This window comes from Pedobacter zeaxanthinifaciens (genome assembly GCF_003313335.1).
GTDB lineage: Bacteria > Bacteroidota > Bacteroidia > Sphingobacteriales > Sphingobacteriaceae > Pedobacter > Pedobacter zeaxanthinifaciens.
The window spans coordinates 491,470-504,175 of the sequence record NZ_QMHP01000001.1 but is presented as its reverse complement, the minus strand read 5'-3'; the positions used below and the strand labels follow the sequence as shown (position 1 = coordinate 504,175).

Genomic DNA, 12,706 nt, shown 5'->3' with positions numbered 1-12,706 from the left:
ATGAAGCAAGTGGGACTACTTCATTCGCCAATAACTTAAACCGCAGTTATCCTAGTTTCAATATTGCCTTTGGTGGCTTTTGAATACGGGCAAACTGCATGTGCTTTCTCGGCTAACGTTTGCGCTTCTTCCACTGTAATTTTAGGAATATGCACATCTAATTCAGCTGATAGTGCAAAGCCATTACCATCTTTATTGAAAGAAATGTGAACATTCACGTTGGTGTCAGTAGCATCAACGCCTGCATGTTCAGCAACGGTTTGCAACGCACCTAAATAACAAGATCCCCAGGCGGTGGCAAATAGTTGTTCAGGATTAGGCGCTCCACCTTGTCCGCCCATTTCCTTCGGTTTTCTTAAATCTGTTTCAAAAATTCCGTCGCTGCTTTTCGCATGGCCATCTCTGCCGCCAATTACAACAACAGAAGCCGTATATATCTTTTCCATAACATTCATTTTTTACAAGCAACAAATTAGTATCGTTTTAGTTTGCAATTGTAGCTTGTCAATGAAGCTGGTTAATTAATTTAAAGCTAGATTTTGATTTTTTCCGTGAGTTTAAAAATGTCGTAAGATACTTTTTGAATGAGGTCAAATTGTTCAGAAACCACCATGTCGGCATGAGAAAGGGCTAGTTCATTATCAATTTTAAACCTGATTAATGGTACATTACTTAAGCCGTCATTGTTTTTATCCAAATTTTCGGCTGCATTTTCCAATAGATAGCTTGTATTGTCGGCAATTGGTTTTACATCCTTTAATGTAGCGCAAACAAAATGGTGTTCTTTGATGTAAAGCGATAAACTGGCAACATAAGAAGTTAACAGGTGATTTAATACGGTAAACTGATGCAACTCTTTCATGTACAACTGCTTGCTTTTCGGCTCTGAAAACATTCGTTGAAATAAGGAGGCGAGGTTGGAAGTTTTTACATAAATGTCTTTACGAGCTAATTTGTAAGCTGTATTATCTGCATTCTCGTTAAAATATAGCTTCGTTACTTCTATAAAATAATTCTTATTTGATTTTATCACATCTAGCATTGCTTCCTTTAACTTTTCATGCTCCCAATTTGGAAACAAGGAGTAACTTGCCAACAATGCAATTCCAGAGCCAATCAATGTATCGTAGATACGTTCCTTTGCAATTGACATTACACCCATGCCTAAAAAATCAAACATTATTAAGATGTATGGTGTCATGAACAGTACGCTAACGACATAATTTTTACGCTGAAAGCTGTAGCCAGCCACCATAAATACAATGAGGATACCGAAAAGTGTATGTTTATCATTAACGTAATGAAGTACCGCCATCCCCAAAAATGCGCCTGCTACCGTACCAATAATTCTGTGGTAATTTCTCTCTTTAGTTAAGCTAAAACCAGGCTTCGAAATCACCAAAATGGTAAGTAAAATCCAATAGCTGTGTGCAAAATCTAAACTTCTGGCAACTAAAAATCCAATCAGCATTACAATGGCCACCCTCAACGAGTGTCTGAATGTAGATGAGCTGAAAGTGAGGTTGTTAACTAATATTTTGGTATTGATTTCCTGCGAGGTGACGAATTTGCCAACGTCAATATCACCTTTCTTTATTTTGCGCTGTTCTTTTTTGTTAAAATACCTGTTAATTGTTTTAATGCGGCTAACAATGTTTTCAATATTTACTTCGATATTTCTTAATGCAATTAGGCCTAAGGTATTGTAAGTTTTGCTTTTATGCTGCTCTAGTTCACTAATTTCGTTTCTCAAATTTTCGAGATCCTTTTCTAAATTTTCAGCAAGGGTTGGTACGCCACCACTTTTTAAAGCAAAAGCGATATCATCTAAAGAATCGGCAATTTTATTGATTGCATCTTCGTAGTGATTTAAAATGCCTATTTCGTCAAATTGCTCATGGAGCTGTTTATAATTGTAATAGGTTGACATTACCTGCTCAAACAAATCAACCATATCCGTAAACACGATGAGCAAAAACCTACCCTGTGGTGTAGATTCTCGTACTATTTCGCGGGTTTTGAAAAGCACTTCTCTAACTTCGTCCTGTTTTTGGCTTACATCAACTTGTAATTGTAACAAAGCAGCATAGTTTTTCTCGTAATTGGTATTTTGCGAGTAGAATTTTGCTTTTGCTCTAAGAAAATCGGCCACTTCATGTATTGAGTCACTTAAAGTTTGCTGAGCTAACCTGTAAGGGCGTAAACGATAAATGATGTAACTTAAGGCAGTGTACCAAATGCTTCCTATAAAAACTAAAATGCTGTAAAAAATAACTTCCTGCCAAGGCCTTACATCATCAATACTCAAAATCATAATCAGTAAAACTGATGTTCCGATAGAGGCTGCTCTATTTCCGTAAAGAAAAAGCATCGAAAAAATGAAACTGAAAGCTACAATCAGAATGCCCGTAAATACGGCACTTTTATTAGTTAAACCCACAATAATGGTGACCAGAAATAGGAGAGCGGTTGTAACAAACATAGCATTTCGGCGATGCTGGATTGGTCCCGGAGAGTCTACTATGCTCACACAAAGTGCACCTAATGATAAGGTCATGCCGTATTGCAGCATACCAAACTGTGCCATAATCAAAGATGGACAGAGTACGCCAAAAGTGATACGCAAGCCCTCAGCAAAATAATTGCTGAGCAAAAAATCCTGTGTATCTCTAATTGGGCGATGAAGCATATACAAAGCTAACACTATTGTGATTAAACGTTAAATTTTATGAGAAAAGCCTTTGATAAAAGTGCGAGATATTTTCACTTAGAAGTTTAACACGCAAAACTTTGATTTAGTTTTTGGAAAAAATGTGTTGAGAAACTTTATAAAATGATGAAAATGTTAAAAATCTGATTGTTAATAACTTAAATAATATTGACGCAATATTGCGAAAACAACAACAGTTATCAGGTTATATAGCTAAAGAAAATGTGCATAATCCTAAATTATTGGTTAATAAATTGTTAGTAAGATTTAGTCCGTTTTTTTGGTTAAAATTCAAACTCATATTAACTTAGTGATATCAAAAACGAAGTACTTTGACCGTCTGAAAATCCAAAACGAAAGAGAAGCTGAAAGGCTAAAACTTTTGGGATAAAAAAATTGTCAGCAAGTCGATAAGTTGAAAAACAAATCGATTAATTCCAAAGGCTCAGTTTATTCGAAAGAAAGAACGAAGCACAGGAAAGGTTAACACCTAAGCGGTACAATTAGTAACAGACAATGGTGGGAAAAGCTGGAATTCTATGGAAAGAAAGCTCGAGAACATCAAATTGACAAATTTGCAGTGTAAGAATTGTAAAATTGAAAAGGTCAAGTAAAATTCGGCTGATGGCTTACAGCATCTACGGGTGAGGTAAGTTTAAAACGGAGAACTAAATCGAAAGAGGCAGTTCTCCGTTTCTGTTTATGGCTATCCCAGTACCTTCTTAAAACTATTGCATCTAATCCGAACTTCGCCATTTTTCATTTGCAACAAATTTGTTAATATTGATTAAACCTTGCTTGTAAAGTTTAGTCCTAAAGGCAATTAACCAAACCAATTAAAACCTTATGAAAAAAATCGTTTATTGCATTGCGCTCTCTACGTCGATTTTTGCTGCGATTTCCGCATGTAAAAAAAGCAGTGAAGAAAGTACCACAGATGTTTCCGCTGATTACCCAAATATTAAAGCTGCGTTTGGCGATAATATTAACCTCAATGCGCTGGAAAATTATTCGAAGCAAACCATTCCTGCCTATATCACCAGAGACAACACTAACTCTAATCCAATTACTGATAAAGGCGCCACGTTAGGAAGGGTACTGTTTTACGATAAAAACCTATCAAAAAATAATACGATTTCTTGCGCAAGTTGCCATAAGCAGGATTTTGCTTTTGGAGATAATGCCATAGCAAGTGTTGGCGTAAACGGAACTACAGGTAGACATTCTATGCGTTTAGTTAACGCCAGGTTCTCCTTAGAAGGTAAATTCTTTTGGGATGAACGAGCGGCCAACTTGGAAGCCCAAACGGTTATGCCTATACAAGACCATAAAGAAATGGGCTTTAGTGGCACCAACGGCGATGAAAACTTTTCTGCCCTCATTACTAAACTTCAAAATATAAAGTACTACCAAGAGTTTTTCAAATTTGTTTACGGAGATGCTACGGTTACTCAGGTACGTATCCAAAATGCATTGGCGCAGTTTGTAAGAAGTATTCAATCTTTCGATTCCAAATATGATGCTGGCAGAGCAACAGCACCTAACGACCAAGCTAATTTTGCTAATTTTACTGCACAAGAAAATACCGGTAAAAACCTGTTTTTAACTCCACCGGTATTTGATGCCACTGGTACTCGCACTGCTGGCGGTTTAGGTTGTGCAGGTTGCCACCGCCCACCTGAGTTTGATATTGATCCAAATTCGTTGAACAATGGCATTATTGGTGTGATTGGAACAACTGGAATCGATTTAACAAATACTAAATCGCCGACATTACGTAACGTAGGAAGAGCTAATGGAAATGAAAACGGCCCTTTCATGCATACCGGAAATCTTGCTACTTTACAAAATGTTATCGGTCACTATGGAACAATTAATATTGCACCTGGAAATAACAATTTAGATCCTAAGTTAAGACCGAACGGAATGGGGCAGAAACTGAACCTAACAGCGAATGAAGTGAATGCAGTTATTGCATTTATTAGAACGCTAGATGGTAATGATGTTTATACCAATAAAAAGTGGGCTAGTCCGTTTTTGTAAAAGAAAATAAATAGATATAACTGCGTAAGAGGCTGTCTGAAAGCTGGTGCTAACCAACTAAGGCAGCCTCTTTTATTTAGTAGTTCAGCTAACTTTGCCGTACTTTGTCTCAACGAAATTGATGGTCTCTGCAATCATTTCTTTGAGTATGTCAACATTTATATCTGATAATTTTTTAACGTAGATGCATCCTTTGCCTTTTTTAAACTTTCCAAGTTTTTCTAGTAAACCTTGATTTTTTTCCGTATTGGAGTAGGTGTAAAGTGATATGGCGGCTTTTCGTGGTGAAAATGCCACTAAAGGCCAGTCGGCTTCTTGCTTACTTTTATCAGATTTGTAATGATATACCCCGAAGCCAATGATGCTGGGTCCCCACATTTTAGCTTCGTAACCAGTAAAATTACTGATGATATCTACCAACTCAAAGGCGTCTTTACGTTTTTGGTCAGTGTCAGCAAACGAATTAATAAAATCTCCTACACTTGCTGTGGTTTGTTTGGTTTTAACAGTAGCCATTGATTTTTAGTTAATTGTAAATAACCAATTTACGAAAATATCTCATTTGTTATTAACGGAAATTTTTAAAGCACGTGTAAGATTAATTAAAGTTTTTTAAATTAGGTTGATCAAAAACCATAACATCTATTTCACATTATGCATTCCATTTTACCCTTTTTGCTGGCTATGGTAGCCGTAATTGTGTTGCTGAATATTTTTGCCACTAAACTAAAAATAGCTTATCCTATTTTGTTGGTTGTAGCCGGTTTGCTAATTAGTTTTATTCCCGGTTTACCCGTGCTGAAAATAGATCCCGATTTAATTTTCTTCATATTTTTACCTCCATTGCTGTGCGAAGCCTCTTGGTCAGTTTCACTTAAAGAAATGAGAAAGTGGTATCGAATGATTACTAGTTTTGCATTTTTGGTGGTGTTTTTCACAGCGCTTGCCGTTGCTGTTGCCGCCAACCATTTTATTCCCGGGTTTACCATTGCCCTAGGTTTTTTATTAGGCGGTATAGTTTCCCCGCCCGATGCGGTAAGTACAGCTGCCATAACTAAGTTTGTTAAGATTCCCAAAGCAACACAGGCAATTTTGGAAGGGGAGAGTTTATTAAATGATGCTTCTTCCTTGATTATATTTAGGTTTGCTTTAGTGGCGGTTGGTACAGGACAGTTCATTTGGCAGGAAGCAGCGACGAGCTTTTTGTGGACAGTGTTCGGAGGTGCTGGTATAGGTTTGCTATTAGGATGGTTGTTTGTACAAGCACATCGGAAATTACCTACAGATACTTCGTCGGATATCGCCTTAACACTGATTGAACCCTATCTGTTTTATTTGCTTGCCGAAACGATGCATAGCTCAGGTGTTTTAGCTGTAGTAGCGGGAAGCGTGTACATGTCTTCTAAACGACTTACCTTTTTGTCGAGTTCAGGTCGTATTAAGGCGTATAGTGTTTGGGAAAGTTTCGTTTTTATTTTAAATGGTGTGGTTTTTTTGATCATCGGATTGGAATTACCTGAAATTGTAGCAGGTATAAAATCATCAGGCATTCCTCTTGATGAAGCAATTGGTTACGGTGTGTTGGTTACTACGGTACTGATCATTACCAGAATGATTAGTAGTTATGCCGCATTATTTGCAACGATGTTGTTTAGGCGTAAATCAGTGCCACACATTAACAATAAAAGAAGACGCTATTTGATGCCGGCATTGTTAGGATGGACAGGCATGAGGGGTGTTGTATCCTTAGCTGCTGCACTTGCAATTCCTGTGAAACTGAATGGAGCGATGTTCCCTCAAAGAGATTTGATTTTATTCATCACGTTTGTAGCGATACTACTTACCTTATTATTGCAAGGCCTTACTTTACCATATTTTATAAGAAGAAGTCGCTTGTTTGAAGGTATTTTTAACGAAGCAGAGGAAGAAGAAGCAAGAAAAGCAATGAAAAGAGGCTTGAAACAACATGTCTACGAATTTTTGAACAGCAGGTATGAAACAGAGTGGAAAGGGCAGGAGGTAATGGAGAAATTTATTCATCAATGGGAGGAACGATCTAAAATTCAAGATGATAGTTGGATGAACGATAAAACTAAGCTTATATTCTTGGAGATGTTGGAAAGTCAGCGTAACTATTTGGTAGCGTTAAATAACGACCCAAAAATTAATGAAGAAATCATTAGGCAGCAGTTGTACCAAATTGATTTGGAAGAAGAGCGGTTGAGGGCAATTTAGTTATAAGCGCATCTGTATTAAGATACGCTTATAATTTCAATGGGGTTAGTTAATATTTTATGGATAGGACATTTATCAGCGATAAACATTAATCTTTTATACTGTTCATCATCTAGGTTTCCCTTTAGTTCTATCTTGCGCTCTATTACAGTGCCTTTATTCATTTCATCTTCTGCGCAAATTTTTAGATTGATGGTAATGCCTTCCAAGGGAATCTGCTTCCTATCAGCGTACATTCTAACAGTAATTGCGGTGCAGCTACCTAAACTTGCTAATAATAACGCTCCCGGCGACATGCCTTCGTCGGTGCCGCCCAATTCTTTAGGCTCATCAGCATAAATGAAATGGCCATCGGCAAATATCTTTGTCTTAAATCTTGATTGGTCTAACTCTACTACGGCAGTAATTTGTTTTTTGCTCATTCCTTTGTTTTTTGCATAAATTTAAGAAATGGAACCACAAAAAAGCATAAACGAGCGGTTAAAAGTTTTCCAATCGTTAATAGGAAAGGAAGTTACAACTTCACCATCAAATTTTATGAACTGGTTAAAGCCAACCGTTATCGCTGCAGAAATTGGCAGCTTGCATTGTAGTTACACCGTAAGAAAAGAAATGACTAACCCTTTTGGTGTGCTACATGGTGGCGTTACGGCCGGTATCATCGACGACTTAATTGGAGCTACCATTTTTACCTTGGGTTTAAACCATCACTACATAACCGTTAACAACAATATTGATTACTTTGCCCCAGCTAAAGAGGGAGATTTAATTACCGCAAAAACATGCATTGTTAAACAAGGCAAAACAATCATCAATGTACAATGTGAAGTGTATTTGAAGGCTAAAAACAGAGTTGTTGCAAAGGGAACTTCCAATATGGTAAACGTAGGAGCAATATAGGAAATGTAATAAAAATGTCAAGTTTGTGAGGTATTTTGCATAATTGTGCTTATATTGAGTTGACAATCAACTAATCACTAATTAACAATCACAAACTATGAGTAAGAAAATTACATTGAGCTTGTGTTTGTTGCTAACGTTTACTTTTTTCACTTATGCCCAACGGGTGGTAAGAGGAAAGGTAACCGATGAAGCAGACAAACAAGGCATCCCGGGAGTAAGTGTGTCAGTCAAGGGCCAAAGTGGTAACACTGTGGCAACCGGTAACGACGGTACATTTACGATTAACGTACAATCAAATAATGCGGTTTTAGTGTTTAGCTATATTGGTTTTGAAACCAAAGAGCTAACAGTAGGCACACAGAGTACTATCAATGTTTCACTCAAGGCGGCTAACCAACAGCTTGATGAAGTAATGGTGGTAGCCTACGGAACTACCAAACGAAGCAGTTTCACCGGATCGGCAGCGGTAATAAAAGCCGACGATATTAAAGAGAGGCCAAACACTTCATTTCAAAATTCGCTGGCAGGCATTGCTCCCGGCGTACAGGTTACTCAAAGCTCTGGACAGGCAGGTGCTACTCCAGCTATTAGAATTCGAGGTATTGGATCGATGAATGCTTCTCTTGATCCACTTTACGTAATAGACGGCGTGCCTGTTAACCAAGGAAATGCTGGGCAAATGAGCGATTATACCACCGCTACCAATAATATCATGAATACTATCAATCCTTCTGATATTGAAAGTATTACGATATTGAAAGATGCTTCTGCTTCTTCATTGTATGGATCAAGAGCTGCCAATGGTGTGGTTATCATTACCACCAAAAAGGGAAAATCAGGCAAACCGAAAGTAGAATTCAGGACGTCATTAGGTTTAACACCATCGTGGGCTACTGATAATTATGAAACTGCTAGCCCTCAGGAGCAAATTAACATGTTGTATAGCATCCTTTATGATTCTCGTATCGCCGCAGGCAGAACACCACAACAAGCCAATGAGCAAACTTTAATGCGCTTGAACTCCAGAAACTGGACTCCAGGAGCTTCTTATGGTACGCCAACAACAGCTTATGGTTTTGGTATGCATGGTTACGAGTTCTCTACCCAAGGTACTGGAATGAACGAAAACGTGACCATTAAAGGTAAAACAGACGGCGTAGAAAACCGTGATGGCCAATACTACGATTGGGAAAAAGCACTATTCAGAACAGCGCAGTTTCAAACTAACGACTTGGCTGTAAGCGGAGGAACTGAAGACAGTAAATATTACACATCACTTTCCTATACTAAAGATCAAAGCAGGATCAAGATCAATAATTTCGACCGCATCACTGGTCGTGTAAATTTGTCTCAAAAAATTGGAAAGATTTTTGAATTTGGTGTAAATACCACGTTTGCCCGTTCTGAACAAACTGGTTTTAATGATAGCAGAAATACAGGTTCGAACTATTTCATGCAAACTAGAAATCTTTTATGGCCGTTGTATTGGCCTACAGACTATAAAACTGGTCAGCCGTTTACGGCAAGATATGGTAGTTTAGCGCAAAACAATGTGTTTTATGATAATGAATGGGATAACAAATCAGTAACTAAAAGAATTTTTGCTAGTCCTTATGTACAGTTTAACATATTGCCAGAGTTAAATGTGAAATCAATTTTTTCTTATGACAACTCACAAATTACGGATCACATTTATTACAGCGCAGTACACTACAATGGCTCTGCTACTAACGGTTCGGTAAATGATATAACTACCAATGACAATAAATTGGTTTCAACAACTACATTAAACTACAATAAAACTTTCGGAGATCATAGGCTTGGATTTTTAGCCGGCTTTGAAACTGAAAAAAATGTTACTGATTTTCAGCGTGCCACCGGTACAGATTTGCCAGCAAGTAGCTTGCCCACCGTAGTAACAGCGGGCGTACAAAGCGCCAGTTCTTATGAGTGGGGCAACTCGCTAGTATCTGGTTTAACTCGTTTGGAATATAATTTTAAAGAGAAGTATTACCTATCGGGTTCCTACCGCAGAGACGGATCATCAAGGCTACATCCAGAGGCCAGATGGAGTAATTTTTGGTCTGTTGGCGGGTCTTGGGCGTTAAGTAAGGAGGATTTTATCAAAGATATTAGCTTCGTTGACAACCTACGACTTAGAGCTTCGTACGGTACAAACGGAACTTTTCCAACGTCAAATTATGGGTGGAGGGCATTGGTATCTTATGGTTCCAAATATTTAAGTCAAGCTGGCTCAGCGTTGGGTAGTATTCCTGACAAGAATTTGAAATGGGAGAAAAATTTAGCGACAAATGTAGCCGTGGAGTTCGGATTGTTTAAGCGCATTACCGGTACTGTGGAATATTTTAATAGAAATACGGAAGACCTCTTGCAAAATGTTCCAATTTCCACTGTAACAGGAGTAAGTTCTGTATTAAAAAATGTGGGTAGCATTAATAATAAAGGAATTGAGGTTGATCTGAACGCTTCTTTATTGGCCAAAAAAGATTTTAATTGGACTTTTGGGATAAATGCAACGTTTTTATCTTCAAAGGTTACCAAGTTATATGGATTAGAAGGCTCAGCAATGGGTAATGATGTGATTTGGAATGACCCAACTGGAGGAGATGCTAGGGCGCAATTTATTTACAGAGAAGGTGCCTCAACATTAAGTTTTTGGGGTTACGAGTGGGCCGGAGTTAATCCAAATGATGGAAGAAATATGTGGTATGTAAACAACCCTAACAATCCAACGGCAGGCGACGAGATATTTAACGGCAGGGGAATTACTTACAATTTTAACAACGCAAACAGAAAAATTATAGGCGATGGTATTCCTGATGTTTATGGAGGATTTAATACCAATGTAGAATACAAAGGAATCAGCTTTGGCTTAGTTTTTAACTACAAATTAGGTGGCGATATTTACGATGGCGCTTACAAGGATGTAGCTGACGATGGTTATTATTGGGAAAGAATTAGAGCGAAAAGTACTTACGATAATATGTGGACTCCTCAGAATACTTCGGGCTCTTTGCCTTTGTTAAGAGGTACGGATTTAACGGATCCAATGCAGTACAGCACCCGACAATTGCATAGTGCCTCTTTCTTAAGATTGAAGAATGTTTTATTGGCTTATCGCTTACCAACCAAAATCGTATCGAAAGTTGGTGCTTCAAATGCTCGAATTTACTTTAATGGAACTAATCTGTTGATATTCTCTAAGTATAAAGAAGCAGATCCTGAGGTAAACCAATATAGTACTAGAGGTTGGGAAACACCTCTTGGAAAAACTTACACATTTGGTTTAGAGTTTAGTTTTTAATATTAACGAAGATATTGTGATGAAAAGATTTAATATCATATTGGTTGGATTACTTACCATAAGTTTATTCTCATGTAAGGATTTTCTGGACATGAAGCCCACCAATTCAGCGGATGCGGATGAGGCAATCAAAACCCCAAAAGATGCATCGGTGGCAATTAATGGAATTATGAGAGCAATGACCTCCGCAGACTATTACGGAAGGAATTTCTTGATATATGGCGATGCGAAAGGCGGAGATTTTACGGTTTACTCTCAAGGAAGAGGCCTAGACGGTTTATATACCTTTAACCATGCTGCTGATAACGGGAGCTACTCTGGTTTTTGGTCGCAAATTTACTACTGTTTATTGCAGGTGAATAATTTGTTGGAAAATATCCAAAAGCAAGAAGCTTTAGGTGTTACAGGTTTTAACACAGCAAAAGGGCAGGCACTTACTGCAAGGGCATTAATGTATTTTGATTTGGTGCGATTGTATGGTAAGGTTTACGATCAGGATAAAAATGCCTACGGTGTACCATTGGTTTTGAACAAATTATCTACAGATGCTCAGCCACTGAGATCAACAGTAGACCAAAACTATGTACAAATCATTAAAGACTTAAATGATGCTGCACCATTGTTGCCAAAAACAAAGTTAAACGGCTATATCAACTACTATGCTAATAAAGCTATCCTAGCGAAAGTGTATTTGTACATGCAGTCGTACGGTAATGCATTAACAGCTGCAGAAGAGGTAATTAACGCCACTTCGTTATACAGCTTATATAGCAACGCCAATTGGACAAACTCCTGGACTACACAATTCGGTTCCGAATCAATATTTGAATTGGGAATGGTTCCATTGGAAAACGATTTAACTACAGGTTCATTGGGGATTTATCATAGAAGAAGAAACCATGGGGTAACACAGGCTTTAGGTTTCTTTGTAGCGAGCGATTATTTTTTAAACAGGCTAAGACAAGATCCTGCTGATGTAAGATGGGGTGTAATGGCAGCTGACGAAACATCTACAACTCGTTTGGGAGCGCTGTATAAGTATAGCGGCAATACAGCTTTATTGGGCGATGGAAAAGCAACTAATACTGCAGTGAATATCAAAGTAATTCGTTTGTCGGAAGTTTATTTGATTGCTGCCGAGGCTGCGTTAAGCTCCGATCCTGCGAAGGCGGTGTTGTACTTAAATCAAATTAGAAAACGTGCGCCTAACTTGGCACCAGCTACGATTGCTACCATCAACCTGGATATGATTTTAGATGAACGCAGTAAAGAGCTGTACGGTGAGGGCCAACGTTTCTTTGATATGATGAGAACAAACAGGTCAATTACTTTTAATGATGAATTTGGAGGTTTAACAGTTCCTCATAGAGCTAAAACCATAGACAGGACATTCTTTAAAACGATACTGCCAATTAGCTTGGCTGAACTAAACGCTAACCCGCCAATTAGGGCGCAGCAAAATCCGGGATATTAAACAATCCTACTATAAA

At 38.0% G+C, this 12,706-nt stretch carries 9 protein-coding genes; 5 read left to right on the top strand and 4 right to left on the bottom strand.

The annotated features are described in order from the left end of the window. Nucleotides 1–35 precede the first annotated feature (35 nt). Together DUT68_RS02115 and DUT68_RS02110 are read right to left on the bottom strand one after the other, a co-directional pair. Complete coding sequence (locus tag DUT68_RS02115) at nucleotides 36–446, bottom strand: organic hydroperoxide resistance protein (protein WP_113635475.1); 411 nt, start codon at nucleotides 444–446, stop codon at nucleotides 36–38. Between the two features lie 86 nt (nucleotides 447–532). Next, nucleotides 533–2,689, bottom strand: coding sequence for an FUSC family protein (locus DUT68_RS02110; RefSeq protein WP_113635281.1), 2,157 nt, complete (start codon nucleotides 2,687–2,689; stop codon nucleotides 533–535). An 867-nt stretch (nucleotides 2,690–3,556) separates the two neighbouring features. Here DUT68_RS02110 and DUT68_RS02105 point away from each other — a divergent pair. Further along, a complete protein-coding gene (locus DUT68_RS02105) occupies nucleotides 3,557–4,753 on the top strand; it encodes a cytochrome-c peroxidase (protein WP_113635279.1) in 1,197 nt (398 codons plus the stop codon). A gap of 84 nt (nucleotides 4,754–4,837) precedes the next feature. Here the strand turns inward: DUT68_RS02105 and DUT68_RS02100 are convergent, their stop codons facing one another. Beyond that, nucleotides 4,838–5,269: a DUF1801 domain-containing protein gene (locus DUT68_RS02100; RefSeq protein WP_113635277.1), complete on the bottom strand. Its 432-nt coding sequence runs from the start codon at nucleotides 5,267–5,269 to the stop codon at nucleotides 4,838–4,840. A gap of 138 nt (nucleotides 5,270–5,407) precedes the next feature. Between DUT68_RS02100 and DUT68_RS02095 the strand changes: the two genes are divergently transcribed. Then, entirely contained in the window at nucleotides 5,408–6,988 is a 1,581-nt protein-coding gene (locus tag DUT68_RS02095) for a Na+/H+ antiporter (RefSeq protein ID WP_113635275.1), read from the top strand. Between the two features lie 17 nt (nucleotides 6,989–7,005). Here DUT68_RS02095 and DUT68_RS02090 read toward each other — a convergent pair whose 3' ends face one another. Then, nucleotides 7,006–7,410 (bottom strand): OsmC family protein, encoded by a 405-nt coding sequence (locus DUT68_RS02090; RefSeq protein WP_113635274.1) that lies wholly within the window; start codon nucleotides 7,408–7,410, stop codon nucleotides 7,006–7,008. Nucleotides 7,411–7,438: 28 nt separating this feature from the next. Here DUT68_RS02090 and DUT68_RS02085 point away from each other — a divergent pair, with 28 nt between their 5' ends. From DUT68_RS02085 to DUT68_RS02075, 3 genes are all read left to right on the top strand, one after another. Then, nucleotides 7,439–7,888, top strand: coding sequence for a PaaI family thioesterase (locus DUT68_RS02085; RefSeq protein ID WP_113635272.1), 450 nt, complete (start codon nucleotides 7,439–7,441; stop codon nucleotides 7,886–7,888). Between the two features lie 97 nt (nucleotides 7,889–7,985). Then, entirely contained in the window at nucleotides 7,986–11,216 is a 3,231-nt protein-coding gene (locus DUT68_RS02080; RefSeq protein WP_113635271.1) for a SusC/RagA family TonB-linked outer membrane protein, read from the top strand. Between the two features lie 19 nt (nucleotides 11,217–11,235). After that, the gene (locus tag DUT68_RS02075; RefSeq protein ID WP_113635269.1) at nucleotides 11,236–12,690 is read left to right on the top strand and encodes a RagB/SusD family nutrient uptake outer membrane protein; all 1,455 of its coding nucleotides are present in this window, start codon (nucleotides 11,236–11,238) and stop codon (nucleotides 12,688–12,690) included. Nucleotides 12,691–12,706: the final 16 nt, after the last annotated feature.

What these genes read in the sequence shown, in the direction of transcription:
- DUT68_RS02090 (WP_113635274.1), bottom strand. Translation starts at nt 7,410, where the DNA reads ATGAGCAAAAAACAAATTACTGCCGTAGTAGAGTTAGACCAATCAAGA.
- DUT68_RS02105 (WP_113635279.1), top strand. Translation starts at nt 3,557, where the DNA reads ATGAAAAAAATCGTTTATTGCATTGCGCTCTCTACGTCGATTTTTGCT.
- DUT68_RS02115 (WP_113635475.1), bottom strand. Translation starts at nt 446, where the DNA reads ATGGAAAAGATATATACGGCTTCTGTTGTTGTAATTGGCGGCAGAGAT.
- DUT68_RS02075 (WP_113635269.1), top strand. Translation starts at nt 11,236, where the DNA reads ATGAAAAGATTTAATATCATATTGGTTGGATTACTTACCATAAGTTTA.
- DUT68_RS02085 (WP_113635272.1), top strand. Translation starts at nt 7,439, where the DNA reads ATGGAACCACAAAAAAGCATAAACGAGCGGTTAAAAGTTTTCCAATCG.
- DUT68_RS02095 (WP_113635275.1), top strand. Translation starts at nt 5,408, where the DNA reads ATGCATTCCATTTTACCCTTTTTGCTGGCTATGGTAGCCGTAATTGTG.
- DUT68_RS02110 (WP_113635281.1), bottom strand. Translation starts at nt 2,689, where the DNA reads ATGCTTCATCGCCCAATTAGAGATACACAGGATTTTTTGCTCAGCAAT.
- DUT68_RS02080 (WP_113635271.1), top strand. Translation starts at nt 7,986, where the DNA reads ATGAGTAAGAAAATTACATTGAGCTTGTGTTTGTTGCTAACGTTTACT.
- DUT68_RS02100 (WP_113635277.1), bottom strand. Translation starts at nt 5,269, where the DNA reads ATGGCTACTGTTAAAACCAAACAAACCACAGCAAGTGTAGGAGATTTT.